The sequence below is a fragment of the Mycolicibacterium sichuanense genome (genome assembly GCF_033741125.1).
Taxonomy (GTDB): domain Bacteria; phylum Actinomycetota; class Actinomycetes; order Mycobacteriales; family Mycobacteriaceae; genus Mycobacterium.
In genome coordinates this window covers 71,799-92,701 of sequence record NZ_JAWQPU010000010.1, presented here as the reverse complement: position 1 = coordinate 92,701, position 20,903 = coordinate 71,799, and the positions used below count along the sequence as shown (strand labels likewise).

Below are 20,903 nucleotides of genomic sequence, written 5' to 3'. Positions count from 1 at the left end.
GCAACGTATTTCGTCACATCCGGTCGGCGTGGCGCCCGCGCCGCGCTATCTTCACGCGGTGCTCGCCGAACTCGTCCCCCTGGCGCTGGTGGTCGCGCTGTCGCCACTCTCGATCATTCCGGCGGTGCTGGTGCTGCACTCGCCGCGTCCGCGACCCACCGGTCTGGCGTTCATGATCGGCTGGCTCGTCGGGCTCGCCGCGCTGACCCAGATCTTCGTGGAGGCGTCGAGCCTCCTCGGCGGCGGGTTGGGTAGGCAGCCACCCCCGTGGGCGGCGCGAGCGCGGATCGCCGTCGGCGCCGCGTTGATCGCCTTCGGGCTCTACAAGTGGCTGACCCGCCGACGCTCGGAGCACTCGCCGAAGTGGATGAACGGTTTCGCCAAGATCACCCCACCCCGGGCGGCGATCACCGCAGTGGTCCTGGTGGTCGTCAACCCCAAGGTGTTGTTCATGTGTGCCGCAGCGGGTTTGGCGATCGGCACCGAGGGGCTCGGCCGCTCGGGTGCGGCGCTCGGTGTGCTGTACTACGTCGCGATCGCCGGGTCGACGGTCGCGCTGCCGATCCTGGCCTACGCGGTGTCCGGCGACCGTCTCGACGCTGCGCTGGTCCGCCTCAAGGAGTGGATGGAGGCCCAGCACGCCACGCTGGTCGCGGGCATCCTGGTCGTACTCGGCCTCATGGTCCTCTACAAGGGCATCCACGGCGTCTGACTTACACTCCGAAGGCGTGGGACTCGACGATCGCGAAGCGCTGGCGACGCTGCGCGCCGCGGTCGACCCGGGAGCCGATTCCGACGAGCTGATCCGTCGCTTCTACACCCGGTGGTTCGCCATCGACACGGCGGTTCGCGACCTGTTCCCGCCGGACATGAGCCGCCAGCGCGCGGTGTTCGCCCAGGCCATGACCTGGCTGCTGGGCGAGCTCATCGAACGCCGCGCCGAGGAGCCCGTCGCCTTCCTGGCCCAGCTCGGTCGCGATCACCGCAAATACGGTGTCCTGCAACGACATTACGACAGCATGCGAGATGCGCTGCTCACCACGCTGCGCAGCCATCTCATCGACCGGTGGGACGACCGGTTGGCCGGTGCCGCCGAGCAGGCCGTCGACCTCATCATCGGCATCATGCGCGGTGCGGCCGACGCCGAGAAGGGTCCGCCGTTCCGCGACGGCACGGTGGTCGAACACCTACGGGTCACGCGCGACGTGTCGGTCATCCGGCTGCAGCTCGACGATCCACTGTTCTTTCACGCCGGCCAGTACGTGACGGTGCAGGTTCCGCAGTGGCCGCGCCGCTGGCGCCATTTGAGCCCGTCGATCCCGGCCGATCGCAGCGGCGCCATCGAGTTCCACGTGCGATCGGTCACCGGGGGCATGGTCAGCCCCGCCATCGTCGGCGAGACGCGCCCCGGTGACCGGTGGCGGATGTCCAACCCACACGGCGGCCTGCGCGTCGACCGCGACGGCGGTGACGTCCTGATGGTCGCGGGCGGTACGGGTTTGGCGCCACTGCGCTCGATCATCATGGATCTGTCGCGCTGGGCGGTGAACCCGCGGGTGCATCTGTTCTTCGGGGCTCGCTATCCGTGCGACCTCTACGACCTCAAGACACTGTGGCAGGTCGCGTCGACCAATCCGTGGCTGTCGGTGACGCCCGTGTCGGAGTACTCCACCAATCCGCCGTGGGCGTCGGACTACCCGGACGTCGAACCGCCGCGCGGGCTGCACGTCCGTCAGACCGGGACGCTGCCCGACGTCGTGACGAGCTACGGCGGCTGGGGGGACCGGCAGATCCTGGTGTGCGGCAGCCCGCAGATGGTGCAGGCGACCACGGCGGCGTTGATCGCCAAGGGCGCGGACCCGGCTGGCATCCAGCACGATCCGTTGGCCAGTTGAGCATGACAGAATCGCCGAATGTCCGAGTTCGAGGTAGTCACGCTGAAGGACCCGTCGTCGTCGGTCGAGGCGCACGTCGTGCCGCTGGCGGGCATGGTCGTGAGTTCGCTCGCCGACGGTGACGCCGAGTTCCTCGGGCAGCGGCGCGGGCTGGACGCCTACGTCACCGCGGGCAAGACGATGGGCATCCCGATCCTGTATCCGTGGGCGAATCGCTTGAGCGCCAGCAAGTATGGAATCAACGGCGCCGTCGTCGCACTGACCCCGGGTACCGGTGGCGTGCGGACCGACGAGCATGGCGCGCCGATTCACGGCGTGCTGGCGGCCTACCCCGGGTGGCTGGTCACCGAGCGCTCGGACGACTCGGTCACGGCCGTCCTCGACTACGGCGGCACGCCACGGTTGCTCGCGTCGTTCCCGTTCCCTCACGTGCTGACCCAGCGGGTGTCGCTGACCGACCGCACCCTGACGATCGAGACCACGGTGATGCCGACGACGGCGGCCTCGGTGCCGCTGTGCTACGGCTACCACCCCTATCTCCAAATCCCGGGTGTACCCCGCTCCGAGTGGGTGCTCCAGACGCCGGCCATGCGCCGTGTGCTGGTGGACAACTGGGGCCTGCCGACCGGAACGCACGAGCAGTGGGCGGCATCGTCGGAGCCGCTGCAGAGCACCGCCTATGACGACGGCTTCGACCAGGTGCGCGACGGTTCGGTGTTCACACTGTCCGGCGGAGATCGAAGCGTCGAGGTGACCTTCGCCAAGGGATACCCCGCCGCGCAGCTGTTCGCCCCGCTCAACGACGACGTCGTCGCCATCGAGCCGATGGCCGCGCCGACCGACGCGCTGCGCCGGGGCGGTTACCGCTTCGCCGTCGCCGGCAAGCCGGACACCGCCCGGTTCTCGATCAGGATTGGCTGAGCCCACCCGACGCCACGGGCGCCTCCGTCGTGACGCGGCGCCCGGTCACCACGATCCACGCGAGTGTGGCCACCGCCGCGACGACGTAAACCAGGCCGGCCCAGGCCAGGTACCAGGGGCGGCTGATCTGCCACAGGCTCGGTTCGGCGAGGGCGAGCATGCTGGGCACGCTGAGGAACGTGATGGCCAACCAACCCCAGCCGACGACGCGGGCACCGGGCCGACCTCGCCAAGGGCCGCAGAACAGCCAGATCACCAACGGCACCACCCACACCCAGTGGTGCACCCACGAAATCGGTGAGACCAGCAGGCCGAAGAGTTCGACGATCAGCACGCTGCCCAGCCGGTCGCGGTCCTCGGGGCCGCCACCCAGTGCCCGCCACGCGAGGAACGCCAGAACCGCCGTCCCGGCGATGGCGGTGAGCACCAGCGAACCGCTGCCCGCGTCGTGTCCCACGATCCGCGAAATGCCGCCTCGCCATGATTGATTGATGGCGATGCCGATGGGGTTGACGCTGGTGTCGCCCATGACGCGGGTGAAGTAATTGCGCACCTGATCGCCTACCACCAGGAGCGATAGCCCGACCGTCGCGAAGAAGACCACCGCCGAGAACACCGCAGCGCCCCAGCGCCGCATGCCGACGAAGTACAGGCCGGTGATCGCCGGCGTCAGCTTGATCCCAGCGGCCAGACCGACCAGCAGGCCCGACACCCACCACCGCCTGTCGTATACCGCGTACAACACGACCAGCGTCAGGAAGACACCCACCTGCCCGAGGTCGAGGGATACGCGCACCGGCTCCAGCCAGATCAAGCCAGCGGTCCAGAGCATGGCCGCGCGGTGCGTGCCACCACCCACCAGACGCTGGCTGATCCGGACGATCCCGTAGACCGCCGCCAGTGTCGCCACCTGCCAGAGCAGACCTGCCACCACGAACGGCAGCAGCGACAGCGGCCAGAACGCGATGGCGGCGAACGGCGGATAGACGAACGGGAGAGGCTGGTCGGGCGATTGATCGGCGTAGACGAAGGTGTACAGGGTGTCGGGTCGATCCAATGCCGATCCCCCCAGCACGTAGACGTGCAGGTCCACCAGGTCGGGCGGATTGGCGATGGTGACGCCCAGCAGGATGCCGGCGCTGAGAAGCAACAGCAGCGGAGGCAGCAGTCGCCGGCGGTCGGCCCGCACCCCGGTGTCAGTCACGGCGACCCGTCACGATGATCCAGACCAGCGTGGTCAGCGACGCCGCGATGTACACCAACCCGGCCCAGGCCAAATACCACGGGCGGCTGATCTCCATGATGTTCGATTGGGCAAGCGATAGCAGACTCGGAACGCTGATCACCATCAGCACCAGCCAGCCCCAGCCCAAGATGCGCGCCCCCGGCTGACCGCGCCACCGGCCGTGGAACAGCCACACCATCAGGGGCACCACCCACACCCAGTGATGGATCCACGACACCGGAGCACTCATCAACCCGAACAGCTGTACCACTAGTAGTGAGCCCAGCTGGTCCCGTCCGTTCTCACCGGCGCCCAGCGCCCGCCAGGCGAGCAGGACGAGAACCGCGGTGACGGCGATCGCCAAGAACACGGGCAACCGCGGGCCGGCGTCGTGGCCCACGATCCGCGAGATGCCGCCGAGCCAGGACTGGTTCCACGACGACCCGATCGGCAACGTCTGGCCCGCCTCGATCATCTGCCCGGGGAAGTAGCGGCCGGTGTCGCCAGGCAGGACGAGGTACGCCAAACCCACCGTGAGGAAGTAGACGACGGCCGAGAACACCGCGGCACCCCAGCGCCGGATGCCGACGAAGTACAGGCCCGTCACCGCCGGCGTCAGCTTGACCCCGGCGCCGATGCCAATGAGCAGGCCCGACACCCACCACCGCGCGCTGCAAGCGGCGTAGAGCACCGAGAGCATGAGGAAGACGCCGACCTGGCCGGATTGGATGTTGCTGGCCACGGGTTCCAACCAGATGGCCACGGCCGTCCACAGCATCGCCACGTGCCGGCTGCCGTCATCGCCGATCAGGCGCTGGCACAGCCGCACCGAGGCGTATACCGCGGCGATCTGGGCCACCTGCCACACGAACGCAACCAGACCGAACGGCAGCAGATGCAGCGGGTAGAACACCATGGCCGCGAAGGTCGGGTAGGTGAACGCGAGATGCTCGCCCTTGAGCGGGTCGACGTAGAAGACGTCGTACAAGGTGCCCGGATGATTGAGCGCCGCGCCGCCGATCACGTACACGTGCAGGTCGAAGAAGGCGTCGCCAGCAACGAAGTAGTAGATCATCGTCGACGCGAGCCGCACGATCACGCTGACTGCCAACAGGATCGGCGCAAAGGCCACCACGCGGGCGAGGCGGGGACGCGCCTCCGAGGCCAGGTCCGCGTTCACCGGGGTGACTATAGCCCCGCCGGGCGGAATCGGCGCTTCCACCACCACGTGAATCACCTCGTGCAGACGTTGCTCGAATTGAACGCAATTGCATATTTCCGAGGTCAATAACGTTTTGCTGTCTTTACCAAGATTATTTGCCTTCGATATCAAATCCATTCATTCATACTCTTTCCACAGAGTTGCTTATAGTTGTTGCTGCCCGCGATTCGCCCGTCGAACGATCCGGGCCGCAGACCCATGAGACGAGGCCTAAACGTTGGTGAAACCGACTGCAACAACCACGTTCGCGCCGTCACCGCCAGCCTCGCGGGCAACATACCGACCGGACATCGATGCACTGCGCGCGATTGCGATCCTCATGGTGGTGGCATTTCACGCCGGCGTGCCAGGTTTTGCCGGTGGATTCACCGGCGTCGATGTCTTCTTCGTGATATCGGGCTTCGTCATCCTTCGCAGTCTGACCGACGAGCGGACCAAGACGGGACGCGTCAGCTGGTGGGAGTTCTACGGTCGGCGAGTGCGACGATTGGCTCCGGCCGGGCTGCTGATGATCGTGGTCTCGCTCGTTCTCGGGATGCTGGTGTTCAACCCCATCGGCGAGCAACAGGCCGTAGCCAAGGGCGCCATCGCGGCAGCCACGTCGACGTCGAACCTGTACCTGAGCATGTTCACCGGAGACTATTTCACTCCGTCCTACCAACCCACGGTCTTCATCCACACCTGGTCGCTGTCCGTCGAGGAGCAGTTCTACCTCGGGGTGCCGTTGCTGTTCCTGGTTGCCGGTTTCATCTGTCGCCGAAGCACTCGCGACAGGCGGCGGGTGATGATCGCGTTGATCCTGCTGGTGTGCGTGGCGTCATTGGCTTCCGCAATAGTTCTCGCGCGCTTCGCGCCGACTCAGACCTTCTATCTTCCGTTCGGTCGCGCATACGAGTTGGGAATCGGCGCAATGTTGGCCGTGATCAACCCGACCCTTGGTTCCACTCTGCTGCGTCGGATCGTGTGGTGGTGCTCAGCGCTCGTCCTGGTGGGTGTCATCGTCGTCGGTCTGCCGGAATACGGCTATCCAGGCGCCTGGGCCTTGATCCCGACCCTGGCGGCGGCTGGGATGATCTGTGCGCACGTCACTTCCGGTGATCCGGGCGGTCGCCAGCTGATGTCTGCACCGATGCTGGGCATCGGAAAGGTGTCCTACGGCTGGTATCTGTGGCACTGGCCCCTGCTGTCGATCATCGCGACCTGGTATCTGCGAGAGCCTCCGGTGTGGATCCGGGTGATCGCCGTGCTCGTCGCACTGGGCATCGCAGTGGCCAGCTACCGCTATTGGGAGCCGCGCTTTCGCATCTCAGCGCGGGGCAGTGCCGCCGTCAGATCGCGCGACGGCCGTCAGACGGTATTGACCGGGCTGTTGGCCATCGCCGCAACGTGCGCGCTAGCACTCGGCTGCCTCGTATTCGCCGACCATCGGGCCAAGAGCGACGCGTGGTCGGCGGCGTGGCATGCCAAGTACGACACTGCGTTTCCAGGGCGATGCTTTCATGTCATGGAACTTCAGTCGAAGCCGCAGGATCCGGTATGCCCGTTGGATGGATTCGATCCCGCACGCCCGTCCGTCGTGGTGTGGGGCGACTCTTTCGCTCAAGCGTTCGTTCCTGGCGTGGTCAAGGCGGTCCGCGGACGGCCGGTCAATGTGGTCGTCGCCTCTAGGGCGACCTGTCCTCCGTACTTGTCGAGTGCCACCAAACTCCCAGACATCCCATACGGGTTGGAGCGAACCCGCCTCGGGTTGTGCCAGCAGCACAACGACGCAGCGCTCGAATGGATACTCGATGCAGCCAAGCACCATGGCCCCGTTCGCGTCATTCTGGTTGCCAGATGGCCTGCGTATCAAGGGCGTCCGGAGTTGTACCCGATGCAGGCGCAGGAGACCCACAACCTGATGGTGAACAACGGTCCCTTGATGGAGGCCGGTACGCCGGCGTTACTGAGGCGCTTGGACCAGGCGGGTGTGGGGGTCGACCTGTTCGGCCTGTCTCCAGAATTGGATCGGCCGGGACCCGAGTGCGTTACGCGACGTTGGCGAGCGTTCACGTGCGATGTCAGCCGAAGCGCGGAGGAAGAGTACTGGCACGGCACCACGGAGTGGTTCCAGGGATTGCGGGCCACGCTCGGAGATCGGACCCGGGTCATCGACCCGCTCGGCGTGGTCTGCGACGAAGAGGTGTGCAGGGCTCAACGCAACGGGATCGTCAACTTCATCGACACCGATCACCTGAGCGCCCCCGCCGTAGAGATGCTGTCAGATCAGATCGAGCCGACGGTTGACACCTTGTTGAGCGCGAGTCCCACAGCGGTTCCGCACTAGTCTCCATACTTCTTTGAGCTGCTGTCGCGGCAAGTCACATGGCGGTGCAACACCCGCCCCTAGTTGGTCCTGTGCACCACACCTACCACGCCTGCGAAGTGTTTTGCCGTTGAGATCGCGTTGTGGCGCAACGTGACTCGAGGCGACATTTCAGGTGAGGCAACACGCGCTTGGACTCGAGCAACGATCGTCATCCAGGAGAACGTTGCCAGAGTCAGGGGAACGTAAACAGCCTCCGACCAGGCGAGGTACCAGGGCCTAGAGAAGTCCTGCGGGACCGTCGACAATAGTGTCGGCAGCCCAACTACGATCGCGGCGAGCCATACCCATCTCAAGACTGTTGCACCCGCCGCCTCGTGCAAAGGGCCTTGGGACAGCCAGATCACCAGCGGAACCACCCACACCCAGTGGTGAGCCCACGAAATGGGTGATGCAGTCAAGCTGAACAGCTCAACGACGAGCAACGCCCCTAGCCCGTCATGACCTTTGGCGCCGGAATCAATTGCGCGCCAAGCGAAGATGCCCAATACGGCGGTGCCGAGAATCGCTGCGCCCAGTAGTGCGCCGCGCCCGATGTCGTAACCGAGAATCCGTGAAATTACACCTAGCCATGACTGGTTGGCCGCATATCCTGCGGTTCCGACTCGTCCCACCTCGCCCATCGAAGCCGTAAAGTAAGTCTTGGTGTCTCTCGGTATGACAAGGATCGCCAATCCGACAGTGGCAGCGAAGCCCACCACCGATGCCGTCGCCGCTGCCCACCGGCGCATCCCGAGCAGATACACGCCAGTGATCGCTGGAGTCAGTTTCACACCCGCGGCAAGGCCGATGATCAGGCCCGACAACCACCATCGCGAACTCTGGGCCGCGTAGAGCACGGCCAGCATCAGAAAGACGTTGATCTGCCCGAGATCCAAGGTGCTGCGGATCGGCTCGAACCACATCGCTGCAGAAGTCCACAGCATGGCAGACCGGGGACTGCCACCGCCCGTCATCCGCTGGCAGATCCGCACGGCACCGTACAACGCAGCAATGGTCGCCACCATCCAACACATCGCAACCACAGCGAACGGCACGTGGTGCAGGGGGTAGAACAACAGTGCTGCAAAGGGCGGGTATAGGAAAGCCAGGTGACGGCCGAGCCCATCGACGAAGGCGAAGGCGGGGTCGTACAGCGTGCCCGGTCGACTGACTGCGGACCCACCCAGGACGTACACCCGTAGATCTGGGAACAGATCCCTGTACACAGCCGCCGATCCCGCCAATCGCAAGACGACACTGACGCCCAATAGCCACGGGGCCGCAGTCGTCAGACGGTTGTGCAAGGTCGCTCCCGCACCGAGATGATCGGACACCGAAACATTCGACGACAAGTGGCCTCCCCCTCCGCGTGCCGACACCACGGCCCCCGCACGAAATCAATGACAGTCCACGTTGGCTGTCGAATTTCGCACGTCATTCACGCCAATGAATCCCCGAACCCCGGCAACGACACCCCGGTGATTTGACCGACGCAGGGATCAACTTAGTTACCGCGGGGCCATTCTGCAGGCCAAAACGAGGATGAAGGAAAGCGTTACAGAGAGACCCACTCTCCGTTCATCGGACCATTATTCGCTGGAACCAGACCAGTCGGCTGCAGTCGATGCAGGCGCGAACGTTCTTCGAGCTTGGAACGGCGAAGATGGGCGGCGGAATGGATTTGCCAAATGTGCATTCGATCGGCGATCGGTTGCCAAAGTATATGGTGAAGCGAGACTCTTTGAGCAGTCTCCACCTTGCCGCAGCGCCTATCGCATCTTCGCCGAAATCGGCAGGGCATATTCATCCGTTGCGGGACGATGGCCTTTCAAGCGGGCGCCCGGAGGGGACACGGTCTTGACGCTGAATTCGCCAATCCATTGCAGTGGCCCCGCGCCAATGCAGTGTGAACCGCCGGCCATGAACGGCGTCCGACCGATCTCTCGAATCTCAGGATGTGAGTTGCGACGCGTCAACGGCTTCGCGGCTATCGGACCCGGAGTCAGACTTCGACCCAGACGACGCTCCCGGGGCTCTCATGGCCAACCCGGTGGCGATGATCCAACCCAACGTCGCCAGCGTCACCATCGGGTAGACCAAGCCCGCCCACGCCTCGTACCACGGACGGCTGATCTCCCAACGGCTTACCTGCAGTTGCGCCAGTGCATTTGGTATTGCGGCAAGTGTCACGACGAGCCACGTCCACCACAGCACCCGGGCGCCCGGCCGATCATGCCATGGTCCGTGGAGCAGCCACACCATCAGCGGAACGACCCACACCCAATGGGCCGTCCACGACACCGGTGACGCAAGCAGACCGAACACCGACACGACTAGAAGCGAACCCAGTCGGTCGCGCTGTCCGGGCGAGCGCCCCAACGCCCACCAAGCCGCCAGGGTCAGGAGTCCGGTCGCCGCAATCACCGCAATCAACAGCGGACTCGTGCCGGCGTCGTAGCCCAGGATGCGTGCGATACCGCCACGCCAGGACTGGTTGTAGTCGTTACCGATCGTGAACAGCTTGTCGCGCCCTATCCAGTCCTCGAAGAAGAAGCGGACTCTGTCCCCGGTTACGAGGTACGACACACCGAGCGTTGCGAGGAAGACCACTCCCGAGAACACTGCTGCTGCCCAGCGCCGCATGCCGAGGAAGTACAGCCCGGTAATTGCAGGAGTCAGCTTCACCCCGGCCCCAAGTCCGACCAGCAAACCCGCAAGCCACCAGCGGGAACTGTACGCGGCGTACACGACCGCAAGCATGAGGAAGACACCTATCGTGGCGTGCTTGACGTTGCCGACTATCGGTTCGAGCCAAAGTGCGCCAGCCGTCCACAGCATCGCGACGCGCCTGTCGTCTGCGTCGATCATCTTCTGACTCATCCGGACGACGGCGTAAATCGCGGCGACGACGCCGATGCGCCAACACAACGCCACCAACCAAAACGGCACCAGGTGCATCGGGTAGAACACCATCGCCGCGAACGGCGGGTAGACGAAGGGCATGGTCTCGTTGTGCGCCGGATCCAGGTAGGCCGCGTCGTACAAGGAAGCAGGATGGTCCAGCGCGGCTCCGCCGAGCACATAGATGTGTAGGTCGATCGGATCGGTGGCCGTGCTCACCGCAACGGACAGGACTGCGCTGATCCCCAACAACCATGGCGCCCAACGCATTGCGCGCTCGCCCCAACGCCTCACAACGCTCCCATCGGCGACGTTCGACCCTCGACTGTCATTCGACATTTCCCCACCACGCAAATTGGTCTCCCGCGCCCCTGCACGATATTCCACTAATTTAATCGCACGACGCATTTCGCGCAGGTCGTCCACCCGATCGCAAACATGCTTGGCTGCTTGATTTTTCATCGGTGGATGATCATCCAGCCTGAGAATTCAAGATCGCTTCATCGTGGCAAACAACGGCTCTTCAAACCGACTTTTCGAATGCAAAGAAATCGCGGATGAACGCGAAGAGAATAGCGAACACGCCGCCGCTGAATCACGAGTGTGAAAGTCCGTTACCGAGAGCTGCCGCAGGTCGGACGATCGCACTCTTCCGGACCTCATCTACGGCTGCCGGGAGACGGTGGTCTGATCTGCAGTCATGGCGCGACCGCGCGCTCAAACGCTAACCGAGCGCGCCACTGACCACCAGGTAGGTCCCCAGCACGCTCAACGCGACGGCGACCACCCCGGCGCGGCGGGCCCGCAACCATTCCGGCACCCGGTTCAGAAACATCGACGTCCGCTCCGGCGCCACCAGATAACTGACGAGCGGGATTTCGGCGAAGGCGAACGACACGATCGTGTACACGACCACCGCGGCCGCCTGCGTTTGCGCGGCTGCCCCGGAGGCCAGGATGACGCCGAGGGCGCCGATCAATTCGACGTGCGGGCCGGGTCCGGCCCACAGGCCGGCGAGGAACGCCACCCACAGCGACTGCTTGCGCAGCAGCGAGCGCCCCCTCGCCGAGAGCCGGGCCACCAGTGTCGGGTCCGATGGCCGTTCCGAAATGGGAGCCTCGCTCACCGGCTTGGCGACGTGATGCACCGGCCGTCGGGTCCGCTGCCGGATGAACAAACCCGCTGCGAACACCAGCGCGAGGACCCCGAGCCCGATCTTGACGTGTGCCTGGTCGACCGCATTGGTGGACGCCGAGGCGTCCCGGATCAATCGCTCGGTGGTGCTGCGCAGCAGGAAGACCGCCGCCAGGCCGATGGCGAGGCTCGAGGCGATCCCGCCGATGCAGAAGACGAACAGGCTGGCGACCGGCCGCGACCTCGCCACGACGAACACCGCGACGCCGACTCGGACCGGATCCCACATCGCCATGACGGCGAATACAAACACCGCGGCCCACACCGCCGAAACCCTACCCGGCGGCTGGGGTTGCTACTTGGCGCCGCGGCGCGGCTGCCAGACCACCAGCGCCGTGCTCTTCGGCACGACGGCCAGATCGCGGCGCTGGTTGGCCCGCAGCCGGTCCAGCTCCTCGGCCATCTCGCTGACCCGGGAGCGCAACGCTTCCACTTGATTGGTCAGCTCGATGATCCGCTTGATGCCTGCCAGGTTGACGCCTTCGTCCTGCGACAGTCGCTGGACTTCCCGCAGTAGGTCGACGTCGTGCTGGGAGTACCGCCGGCCGCCGCCCGAGCTGCGCTGCGGACTGACCAGGCCGAGCCGGTCGTAGGTCCGCAGCGTCTGGGCGTGCATGCCCGCCAGCTCAGCGGCCACCGAGATCAGGAACGTGCGGGCCTCGTCGTTGTTGCGCTTGGCCATGTCACTGCTCCTCGCGTGCCCAATCCATTACGCACCAGCCCATCCGGCCCGCGGGTCGAAACCGCTCGCCCGCTCGGCCTTGGCGTAGGCCTCCAGCGCTTCGGCCGCCTCCCCTTCGAGGTTCGGCGGCACCGCGACCTTCACGGTGACCAGCAGGTCGCCGTGACCGCCCGACCGCTTGGGCACGCCGCGCCCACGCACCCGAAGGATCCGGCCGTCGGAGGTTCCCTTGGGCACCCGCACACCGACCTTGCCCTCCAGCGTCGGCACGGAAAGCGTTGTGCCCAGCGCAAGTTCGTGGAAGCTGACGGGAACCGTCACGGTGAGGTCGTCACCGCTTCGGCCGAAGACCTTGTCCGCCCGCACGTGCACGGTGACGAACAGATCGCCCGAGGGCGCTCCCCGCAGGCCGGCCTCGCCCTGTCCGGCGAGCCGGATGCGCTGGCCGTCCTCGACGCCCGGCGGGATCCGCACGTTGATGGTGCGGGTCCGCGTGGTCACCCCCGTGCCCTTGCACTCGTCGCACGGCTCTTCGATGATCGAGCCGCTGCCCCGGCACTCGGTGCACGGTTCGGAGAACCCGAAGGCACCCTGGTTGCGATTGATCACACCCGCGCCGTTGCAGTTCGGGCACACCTTGGGGCTGGTGCCCGGGCGCGCGCCGCTGCCATGGCAATTGGTGCACGGCGCCGGGCTGGTCAGCCGCAGCGGCATCGCCACGCCCTTGGTGGCCTCGAGGAACGACAGTTCCGTCTCGGTCTCCAGGTCGTTGCCCCGCCGCGGGCGGCTGGGCCGCGGTTGTTGCGCACCGCGGCCGAACAACCCGCCGAACAGGTCGCCGATGTTGGCGCCGCCCGTCTGCGGAGCCGCGTCGAACAGGTCGCCGAGGTTGAATTCGACTCCGTCGCCGCTGAATCCACCGAAGTTGCCCCCGGGGGCGCCGCCACCGAAGCGCCGACCGCCACCGTTGGCGAACAACCGACGGGTCTCGTCGTACTCGGCCCTCTTGGCCTTGTCGGTGAGAACGTCCTTGGCTTCACCGACGGCCTTGTAGCGCTCCTCGGCCTTGGGGTTGTTCGGGTTGCGATCGGGATGGTTCTCGGCCATCAACTTCCGGGCGACCCGCTTGATCTCGTCCTCGGTGGCGTCGGAGGAGACGCCGAGTTCTTTGTAGAAGTCCTTCTCAACCCACTCTCGCTGGACCATGCTGCGTCACCTCCTCACCAGCCGCTCGTCGTCGACTTATCGTTCTGATTCTGAGTTCTCGCCGTCGTCCTGGACGCCATCGGCGGCCCCAACGTCGGTCGTGTCGCCGACCGAGTCGACGACCCCGACCATCGCGTGCCGCAAGACCGGTCCATCGCCGAGGCGGTAGCCCTGCCGCATGACGGTGCCGATCACCGGGTTGGTGCCGTCACCCTCGTGCTGAACGGCCTCGTGCAGCGACGGGTCGAACGCGTCGCCCTCCGCACCGAAGGGCACCAGCCCGATGGCCTGCAGCGCCGCAGTGAGCTTGTCGGCCACCGACTTCAGCGGCCCGGCCTCCAGGTCACCGTGCTGGCGCGCCCGCTCGAGATCGTCGAGCACGGGCAACAGCTGGGTGGCCGCGAAGGCCTTGCCGCGTTCGGCGGCCGCCTGCTCTTGGCGCACCGCGCGCTTGCGGTAGTTGTCGTACTCCGCCTTGACCCGTTGCAACGTCGCCTTCAGTTCGGCGGCCTCGTCCGACTCCACCGCCGGCTCCGGCGCCGACCCACCAGGGGCCGGCGCCGCGCCTGCGGCTTCTCGAACTTCACCCGTGACGGGATCGACGCGCCGTTTGTCGGTGACGGTCACCGGCTCGTGCGGATCGTTCTCCTGGGTCACTTGCGCTCCTGCTCGTCGTCGTCGACGACCTCCGCGTCCACCACGTTGTCGTCAGCGTTGGAAGAACCACTGCCGCCCTGGCCGCCGGCCTGCTCGGCCTGAGTGGCCTCGTAGATCGCCTGGCCGAGGGCCTGGGACTCGACGCCGAGCTTCTCCATCGCGGACTTGATGGCCGTGATGTCGTTGCCCTCCAGCGCGGACTTGGCGTCGGCGATGGCGGACTCGACCTTGCCGAGCGTCTCCTCGGGGACCTTGGATCCACCTTCGGCCTCACGCTGCTCCTTGACGAACTTCTCCGTCTGGTAGACCAGCGCCTCGGCGTCGTTGCGGGCGGTTGCCTCCTCGCGACGCTTGCGGTCCTCCTCGGCGTGCGCCTCGGCGTCTTTGATCATCCGATCGATGTCCTCCTGGGAGAGGCCGGAGCCCTCCTGGATCTTGATCGTGTTCTCCTTGCCGGTGCCCTTGTCCTTGGCCGTCACGTGCACGATGCCGTTGACGTCGATGTCGAAGGTGACCTCGATCTGCGGCGTGCCACGCGGGGCGGGCGGGATGCCGGTCAGCTCGAAGCTGCCGAGCAGCTTGTTGGCCGACGCGATCTCGCGCTCACCCTGGAAGACCTGGATCTGCACCGACGGCTGGTTGTCGTCGGCGGTGGTGAAGGTCTCCGACCGCTTGGTGGGGATCGTGGTGTTGCGCTCGATGAGCTTGGTCATCACGCCACCCTTGGTCTCGATGCCGAGGCTCAGCGGCGTGACGTCGAGCAGCAGCACGTCCTTGACCTCACCGGCCAGCACGCCGGCCTGCAGGGCTGCGCCGACCGCGACGACCTCGTCGGGGTTGACGCCCTTGTTGGGCTCCTTGCCACCGGTGAGCTCCTTGACCAGATCGGTCACCGCGGGCATGCGGGTGGAACCACCGACGAGCACCACGTGGTCGATCTCGGAGACCGAGATGCCGGCGTCGGAGACGACCGACTGGAACGGCTTGCGGGTGCGGTCCAGCAGGTCCTGGGTGATCTTCTGGAACTCGGCGCGGCTGAGCTGCTCGTCGAGGAACAGCGGGTTCTTGTCCGCGTCGACCGTGATGTAGGGCAGGTTGATCGAGGTGCTCTGCGAGCTGGACAGCTCGATCTTGGCCTTCTCGGCCGCCTCACGGAGCCGCTGCATGGCCATCTTGTCCTTGGTCAGGTCGATGCCGGCCGAGGCCTTGAACTTGTCGACGAGCCAGGTGACGATCCGGTCGTCCCAGTCGTCGCCACCGAGGTGGTTGTCGCCGGAGGTCGCGCGGACCTCGACGACACCGTCGCCGATGTCGAGAAGCGAGACGTCGAACGTGCCACCACCGAGGTCGAAGACCAGGATGGTCTGGTCCTTGTCGGCCTTGTCCAGGCCATAGGCCAACGCCGCCGCGGTGGGCTCGTTGACGATGCGCTGCACCTCGAGGCCGGCGATCTGGCCGGCTTCCTTGGTGGCTTGGCGCTGGGCGTCGTTGAAGTACGCGGGCACGGTGATCACCGCGTCGGTGATGTCCTCACCCAGGTAGCTCTCGGCGTCGCGCTTGAGCTTCATCAAGATGCGCGCGCTGATTTCCTGGGGGGTGTAGTCCTTGCCGTCGATCTCGACGGACCAATCGGTGCCGATGTGGCGCTTGACCGAACGGATCGTCCGGTCGACGTTGGTCACTGCCTGGTTCTTGGCGGGCTGACCGACCAGCACCTCGCCGTTGCGAGCGAACGCGACGACGGAGGGCGTGGTGCGCGAGCCCTCGGAGTTAGCGACGACGACGGGTTCTCCGCCTTCGAGTACCGAGACGACGGAGTTCGTGGTCCCGAGGTCGATACCGACCGCACGAGCCATAGTTACTGCCTCCTGTATAGAAGTATTACGGGTCTGAGTGGACCACGCTCAAGCTTGCTCCCCCAAACGTGCGGATGTCAAGCCAGAGTTGAGTCAGCCTCACTCAAGTTGTCGTAAGGCCCAACGGACGCGGGGGCAGACTTTGTTCCTGGTGCGGTCTCGACGACCAGTGAGCGCTAGGGGGCCCAGTGCCGATCGAGCCATCGTTCGAACGATTGCAGTCCCGGGTCGAGTTCGGCGGTGAGCGCCCGATCTGCCTGATAGGACGGCGGCGTGGCGAACCACGTGAACATCGCGCGAAGGTCGTCGTCGCCGGCGGCCGCGGCCGGCAGCGCCTCGAAGCGGGCCGGAAGCCCGGCGCGGCGGCCGAAGGCGTCGGCGATCTGCGAGCCGGTCAACTCGTCGCCGGCGATCTCGACCGCACCCGCGGGTACGCGGGACGGGTCGACGAGCACCGCGGCGGCGACGGCGCCGATGTCGTCGACGGCCACCATTTGCAGCGGAACGCCGTCGGGTATGGGCAGGCGCACGACGATGGCGCCGTCCTCGGGCGCCGACGACTGGCTCGCCAGGTTGTCGTAGAAGAACGTCGGTCGCACGAATGTGGCTGGGATGCCGAGGCTTTCGATGTACTCCTCGACGCGGCGCTTGCTCTCGAAGTGCGGGATGCCGGTGTGGCGCGCCGCGCCGCCCACCGAGCTGTAGACGAGATGCTCGACGCCGGCGGACCTGGCGGCGTCCGCGATGAGGATGCCGTCGTCGACCTCACCCGTCGTGCCCCGGCCCGACGACATCGTGGTCATCGCGAAGACACGGGCGACGCCGTCGAAGGCCGCGCGCAGACTCGCGGCGTCGTCGAAGTCGGCGAGGGCCAGCCGTGCCCCGGCAGCCTCCAGATCCCGCGCGGCCGGTTTGTCCGGGTCGCGGACCAGCGCCCGTACCGTCACCCCGGCGTCGAGCAGGGCCCGCGCGGTCGCGCCGCCCTGCTGTCCGGTTGCTCCGACGACGGCGACCACTCCAGATAGCACCACGTTCTACTCCACTCGCGAGATACGGCACCGGACGTCGCGGCAATTGCGGCGACGCGATTTAGCGGACGAAATATTCCGCATAACGGTAGGCTAGGTCGCCTCCGGCATTCGGGCAATGGAAGCCGTGAATGCGAGTCGTCATGAGTGCCCTGAGGGCGATTCGTGCACGCGCGGTTGCGGTGAGCGCAACTGCGGGTGCACGAATCGCTATCGAGCTCGACAACGCGGCGCGCCGGATCTGATGCGTCTTGCCGAGACCCGGGCAACCGTCGGCCCCGGTCACCGCATCGCTGCGTCGCGACTTCTGGCGTCCGGGGGTAGTGCGACACTCGACGGATGACCGACGGGCGCACGGGCGAGGCGGCGCGCCGGCGCGCGGTACGCCAGGACGCTCTCGTCAATCGGGAACGCATTCTCATGGTCGCTGCCGAGTTGATGGGCCGCCGCGGGCGCAACGTTCCGCTCGCGGACATCGCCGAGGCGGCCGGCGTCGGCGTCGGCACCTTCTATCGGGGGTATCGCGACCGGACCGCCCTGCTGCATGCCCTCGAGCACCGCGCCTACGGGCTGCTCATCGCCGCACTCGACCGCATCGCCGAATCCGGGCGCACCGGCGCCCCTGCGGTGCAGGCCTATCTGGAGGAATGCCTGCGCCTGGGAGATCAACTGGTACTCCCCCTGCGCGGGGCACCACCCTTGAGCGACCCCACCTCCATCGCCGCCCGACGACGCATCAACCAGGCCCTGGAGCGGTTTCTGGCCGATGGGCGCACCGAGGGAACCGTGCGCGCCGACGTCAACGCCACCGACGTCATCGCCTGCGGCGCGATGATCACCCAACCGCTGCCGCACGGCCCCTTCTCGGCCAACATCGCCCACCGCCACGTCACCCTGTTCGTGCATGGCCTGCAGGCGACCGATGCCCGCGACCTGCCGGCGCCGGCCGTCACCCGCGACGACGTCGAAGCCGCCTTCGGCGCTCACCTCGACTGACATTGCCCCGAGATCGGCATACACTTAAACGGACTATTTCGTCCGGAAAAGAGAGGCGGCAGGCGTGGCTACCGAGGGAGGCTGTCGAGTCGGCCGGCGTTGGTCACCGTGATCACGGCAACCTGGGAGACGTGATGCCCGACCCGCACCCGTTGCTCGAGCTCGACGTCGATCCGCTGCCGGTGCTGCGGCAGCGGCGTAGCGCCAAGTGGCGCACCTACCCACGCGACGTCTTGCCGCTGACCGTCGCGGAGATGGACTATCCGCTGGCACCGGTCATCGCCGATCAGTTGCGCGATGCGGTGAACCGGTCCGATACCGGGTACGCCTACGCGGCACCCGATCTCGGGGTAGCACTGGCCGGATTCTCGGCGCGGAGGTGGTCCTGGCAGATCGATCCCGCTCAGGTCACCGCCGTGACCGACGTAGGGGTGGGGGTCAGCGAGCTCCTCCGCGTCGTGACAGCTGGTGGTGGATCGGTGGTGATCAGTCCGCCGGTTTACCCGCCGTTCTTCGACTGGATCGCCGAAAGTGGCGCGCGGCTGATCGAGGCGCCGCTTCGGCGCGGCGAGCACGGCTGGGCCTTGGACCTCGACTTGATCGAACGCGAATTCACCGCCGGCGCAGTTGCTTACGTGCTGTGCAACCCCCACAATCCCGTCGGCCGGGTACACACCCCGCAGGAGCTCGCCGGACTCGTCGAGCTGGCACACCGGTACGGCGTCGTCGTCATCAGCGACGAGATCCACGCACCGCTGGCCCTGCCCGGTGCGACGTTCACCCCGCTGCTCACCGTTCCCGGAGCGGCCGAGGTCGCCATCTCCGTCCTCTCGGCCAGCAAGGCCTGGAACCTGGCCGCTCTCAAATGTGCCTGCATCGTCACCGCCGACCCGGCCATGGCGTCGATCGTGGCCGAGCTTCCTCCCGATACGCGCTGGCGCGTGGGGCATTTCGGCGTCATCGCTGCAGTCGCAGCATGGACCGACGGTGAGCCGTGGCTGGACCTCCTGCTGCGAACGCTGGACGCCCGGCGCACCCAGCTCGGGATGCTCTTGCACACCGCCTTGCCCGAGATCACCTGGTCGCCGCCGCAGGCGACGTACCTCGCCTGGCTCGACTGCACCGCACTCGGCGAGGCAGACGTGACGCGCGACGTCTTCCTCGACGAGGGCCGGGTAGCCCTGGAACCCGGCCTTCGCTTCGGCAAATCCGGAGGCGGGTTCGTCAGGCTGAACTTCGCAACCAGTGGCACAATCCTCGCTGCCGCAGTCGATGCCATGGCGAACGCGGCGGCCGAGCAGCGCCGGGCGAGACCCTAGGCGTCCAGGAAGAGCGTGGCCAGGGTGGCGACCGCCAGTACGAGGAAGAAGATCGCTCCCTGCATGGCGCGATCACCGGCACGCACATGGGCGACGATCGCGCCGCTGAAGTAGAGCACCAGGCCGATGGCGGCGGCGATCGCCAGCGGCGGGAACCAGATGCCGGCGATCAGGCCGATGGTCGAGGCGACCTGCAGCCCTCCAAGAATGGTGAGCTGCGGTGGGGTGACGTTGACCGCCGCCATCAGGGCGACGATCCTCGGTGCGCGGATGAGCTTCATCACCCCCGATGCCAGCATGGCGAGCGCAAGCACGAGGGATAGCACGAGGGCCGCGATGTGCATGACCACTTCCTTTCTCCACTTCCGGCGACGTCACAGCCGCACAGTCTGTTGCCCAACGGTTTTCAGGGCTTCCGGCGGATCTGCCGTAGGACGGTGTTCCAGTTCTCCGACGAGATCTTCCGCTGATCGTCTGCGCCGAGGGCGGCCGCGGTGAGGAAGTCGCGCGCGGAGAAGTCCGTTGGGCCGTTGAACGGGTAGTCGGTGGCATGCATGATGCGGTCGACACCGACGACTTCGACGGCCCAGCGAAGGTACTGGTGGCTGGCGATGCCGCCCGGGGTGATGAACACGTTGGATCGGAAATAGTCGCGGAGCGGGCGGTCCAGGCTGGCGAAGCCGTCCAGCAGGGCCAAGCGGTCGAGATAGAACAGGACCATCTCGCCCCAGTGCCCCACGATGACGTGCAGGTCTGGATAACGGTCGAAGAGCCCGGCCAGGATCAGGCGCAATAGCGCGATGCCGGTCTGGTAGTGCCAACCGGGCGCGCCAGTCTGCAGGAGTCCGCCGACGGCGTCACCGAGGCCGCGGTAGTAGGTGCCCGCCACGGCGGAGGGCGGCGAGCTGGGGTGCAGGTAGAGCGGCGCACCGTAGTACGCTGCTGCTTCGAAGATGCCCCAATACCGCCGTGCATCAAGGAAATCGCTGCCACCAAGACTGTGCAGCATCACCCCGTGCAGCCCGAGGTCGACGATGCAGCGTTCGACTTCGCGTGCCGCCCGATCCGGCGAGGACGTCGCCAACGTGGCGAAGCCTTGAAAGCGGTCGGGGTGACGGCCTACCGCATCGGCGATGACGTCGTTGGTCGGAGCTTGCAAGGCGAGCGCCTCGGCTGGAGGCAGCTGCTGCAACCCGGGTGTGGTGATGGACAGCACCGCGGTATCGATGCCGGCGGTGTCCATCGCGGTCAGCCGCCCCTCGCCGAGATCCATCAACGGTTGCGCAACTCGTTCGGTCAGCTGCATCGCCAGGTCACGGGCGCCATGCCGTCGCCAGGCCGCGAACAGGTCGGCCGTGGCAATGTGTTCCTCGAGGCCAACGACATTCATGCTGCCGCCGACGTGTGGTGCCATGGCGCCTCCTTCATCTCGAGGTGGCCGGATGGCCGGAACA

Annotated in this window: 18 protein-coding genes; 6 read left to right on the top strand and 12 right to left on the bottom strand. The window is 66.3% G+C overall.

Annotated features, from left to right (window positions below; translation table 11 throughout):
* The first annotated feature begins 58 nt into the window (after window positions 1-58).
* Genes SBI80_RS24630 through SBI80_RS24620 form a run of 3 tightly spaced genes read left to right on the top strand, consistent with a single transcriptional unit; the run spans window position 59 to window position 2,816 of the window.
* Window positions 59-712 (top strand): GAP family protein, encoded by a 654-nt coding sequence (locus tag SBI80_RS24630; protein ID WP_318977475.1) that lies wholly within the window; start codon window positions 59-61, stop codon window positions 710-712.
* A 16-nt stretch (window positions 713-728) separates the two neighbouring features.
* Window positions 729-1,895, top strand: a complete 1,167-nt coding sequence (locus SBI80_RS24625; protein WP_318977474.1) for an FAD-binding oxidoreductase — start codon at window positions 729-731, stop codon at window positions 1,893-1,895.
* A gap of 18 nt (window positions 1,896-1,913) precedes the next feature.
* Complete coding sequence (locus SBI80_RS24620) at window positions 1,914-2,816, top strand: aldose 1-epimerase (RefSeq protein WP_318977473.1); 903 nt, start codon at window positions 1,914-1,916, stop codon at window positions 2,814-2,816.
* On the opposite strand, the gene SBI80_RS24615 is transcribed toward SBI80_RS24620, so the two are convergent.
* Together SBI80_RS24615 and SBI80_RS24610 are read right to left on the bottom strand one after the other, a co-directional pair.
* Complete coding sequence (locus SBI80_RS24615) at window positions 2,803-4,020, bottom strand: mannosyltransferase (protein ID WP_318977472.1); 1,218 nt, start codon at window positions 4,018-4,020, stop codon at window positions 2,803-2,805. The genes SBI80_RS24620 and SBI80_RS24615 overlap by 14 nt on opposite strands.
* Complete coding sequence (locus SBI80_RS24610) at window positions 4,013-5,278, bottom strand: mannosyltransferase (protein ID WP_413232804.1); 1,266 nt, start codon at window positions 5,276-5,278, stop codon at window positions 4,013-4,015. The genes SBI80_RS24615 and SBI80_RS24610 overlap by 8 nt, the downstream gene beginning before the upstream one ends.
* Window positions 5,279-5,483: 205 nt before the next feature.
* Between SBI80_RS24610 and SBI80_RS24605 the strand changes: the two genes are divergently transcribed.
* Window positions 5,484-7,589 carry an acyltransferase family protein gene (locus tag SBI80_RS24605; protein ID WP_318977470.1) on the top strand — a complete coding sequence of 702 codons (2,106 nt, stop codon included), beginning with the start codon at window positions 5,484-5,486 and terminating at the stop codon, window positions 7,587-7,589.
* 59 nt (window positions 7,590-7,648) lie between these two features.
* On the opposite strand, the gene SBI80_RS24600 is transcribed toward SBI80_RS24605, so the two are convergent.
* From SBI80_RS24600 to SBI80_RS24565, 8 genes are all read right to left on the bottom strand, one after another.
* Window positions 7,649-8,944 (bottom strand): mannosyltransferase, encoded by a 1,296-nt coding sequence (locus tag SBI80_RS24600; RefSeq protein ID WP_318977469.1) that lies wholly within the window; start codon window positions 8,942-8,944, stop codon window positions 7,649-7,651.
* Between the two features lie 616 nt (window positions 8,945-9,560).
* A complete protein-coding gene (locus SBI80_RS24595) occupies window positions 9,561-10,973 on the bottom strand; it encodes a mannosyltransferase (protein WP_318977468.1) in 1,413 nt (470 codons plus the stop codon).
* 262 nt (window positions 10,974-11,235) lie between these two features.
* Window positions 11,236-11,970 (bottom strand): GAP family protein, encoded by a 735-nt coding sequence (locus SBI80_RS24590; protein WP_318977467.1) that lies wholly within the window; start codon window positions 11,968-11,970, stop codon window positions 11,236-11,238.
* 30 nt (window positions 11,971-12,000) lie between these two features.
* On the bottom strand, window positions 12,001-12,387 hold the full coding sequence (locus SBI80_RS24585; RefSeq protein ID WP_318977466.1) for a heat shock protein transcriptional repressor HspR: 387 nt from the start codon (window positions 12,385-12,387) through the stop codon (window positions 12,001-12,003).
* A gap of 27 nt (window positions 12,388-12,414) precedes the next feature.
* Window positions 12,415-13,593 carry a molecular chaperone DnaJ gene (gene dnaJ, locus SBI80_RS24580; protein WP_318977465.1) on the bottom strand — a complete coding sequence of 393 codons (1,179 nt, stop codon included), beginning with the start codon at window positions 13,591-13,593 and terminating at the stop codon, window positions 12,415-12,417.
* Window positions 13,594-13,629: 36 nt separating this feature from the next.
* A complete protein-coding gene (gene grpE, locus SBI80_RS24575) occupies window positions 13,630-14,250 on the bottom strand; it encodes a nucleotide exchange factor GrpE (RefSeq protein WP_318977464.1) in 621 nt (206 codons plus the stop codon).
* Window positions 14,247-16,106 (bottom strand): molecular chaperone DnaK, encoded by a 1,860-nt coding sequence (gene dnaK / locus SBI80_RS24570; protein ID WP_318977463.1) that lies wholly within the window; start codon window positions 16,104-16,106, stop codon window positions 14,247-14,249. The genes grpE and dnaK overlap by 4 nt, the downstream gene beginning before the upstream one ends.
* A gap of 176 nt (window positions 16,107-16,282) precedes the next feature.
* Entirely contained in the window at window positions 16,283-17,137 is an 855-nt protein-coding gene (locus SBI80_RS24565) for an NmrA/HSCARG family protein (RefSeq protein WP_318977462.1), read from the bottom strand.
* A gap of 336 nt (window positions 17,138-17,473) precedes the next feature.
* Here SBI80_RS24565 and SBI80_RS24560 point away from each other — a divergent pair, with 336 nt between their 5' ends.
* Window positions 17,474-18,130, top strand: coding sequence for a TetR/AcrR family transcriptional regulator (locus SBI80_RS24560; RefSeq protein ID WP_318977461.1), 657 nt, complete (start codon window positions 17,474-17,476; stop codon window positions 18,128-18,130).
* Between the two features lie 134 nt (window positions 18,131-18,264).
* Complete coding sequence (locus SBI80_RS24555) at window positions 18,265-19,449, top strand: MalY/PatB family protein (RefSeq protein ID WP_318977460.1); 1,185 nt, start codon at window positions 18,265-18,267, stop codon at window positions 19,447-19,449.
* On the opposite strand, the gene SBI80_RS24550 is transcribed toward SBI80_RS24555, so the two are convergent.
* Together SBI80_RS24550 and SBI80_RS24545 are read right to left on the bottom strand one after the other, a co-directional pair.
* Window positions 19,446-19,793, bottom strand: coding sequence for a DoxX family protein (locus tag SBI80_RS24550; protein WP_318977459.1), 348 nt, complete (start codon window positions 19,791-19,793; stop codon window positions 19,446-19,448). The genes SBI80_RS24555 and SBI80_RS24550 overlap by 4 nt on opposite strands.
* Before the next feature lie 62 nt (window positions 19,794-19,855).
* The gene (locus SBI80_RS24545) at window positions 19,856-20,863 is read right to left on the bottom strand and encodes an amidohydrolase family protein (RefSeq protein ID WP_318977458.1); all 1,008 of its coding nucleotides are present in this window, start codon (window positions 20,861-20,863) and stop codon (window positions 19,856-19,858) included.
* Window positions 20,864-20,903 lie beyond the last annotated feature (40 nt).

Excerpts from the sequence above, each read along its gene's own strand:
- SBI80_RS24545 (WP_318977458.1), bottom strand. The coding sequence starts at position 20,863 with ATGGCACCACACGTCGGCGGCAGCATGAATGTCGTTGGCCTCGAGGAA.
- SBI80_RS24550 (WP_318977459.1), bottom strand. The coding sequence starts at position 19,793 with ATGCACATCGCGGCCCTCGTGCTATCCCTCGTGCTTGCGCTCGCCATG.
- SBI80_RS24585 (WP_318977466.1), bottom strand. The coding sequence starts at position 12,387 with ATGGCCAAGCGCAACAACGACGAGGCCCGCACGTTCCTGATCTCGGTG.
- SBI80_RS24620 (WP_318977473.1), top strand. The coding sequence starts at position 1,914 with ATGTCCGAGTTCGAGGTAGTCACGCTGAAGGACCCGTCGTCGTCGGTC.
- dnaK (WP_318977463.1), bottom strand. The coding sequence starts at position 16,106 with ATGGCTCGTGCGGTCGGTATCGACCTCGGGACCACGAACTCCGTCGTC.
- SBI80_RS24555 (WP_318977460.1), top strand. The coding sequence starts at position 18,265 with ATGCCCGACCCGCACCCGTTGCTCGAGCTCGACGTCGATCCGCTGCCG.
- dnaJ (WP_318977465.1), bottom strand. The coding sequence starts at position 13,593 with ATGGTCCAGCGAGAGTGGGTTGAGAAGGACTTCTACAAAGAACTCGGC.
- SBI80_RS24595 (WP_318977468.1), bottom strand. The coding sequence starts at position 10,973 with ATGAAAAATCAAGCAGCCAAGCATGTTTGCGATCGGGTGGACGACCTG.
- SBI80_RS24560 (WP_318977461.1), top strand. The coding sequence starts at position 17,474 with ATGACCGACGGGCGCACGGGCGAGGCGGCGCGCCGGCGCGCGGTACGC.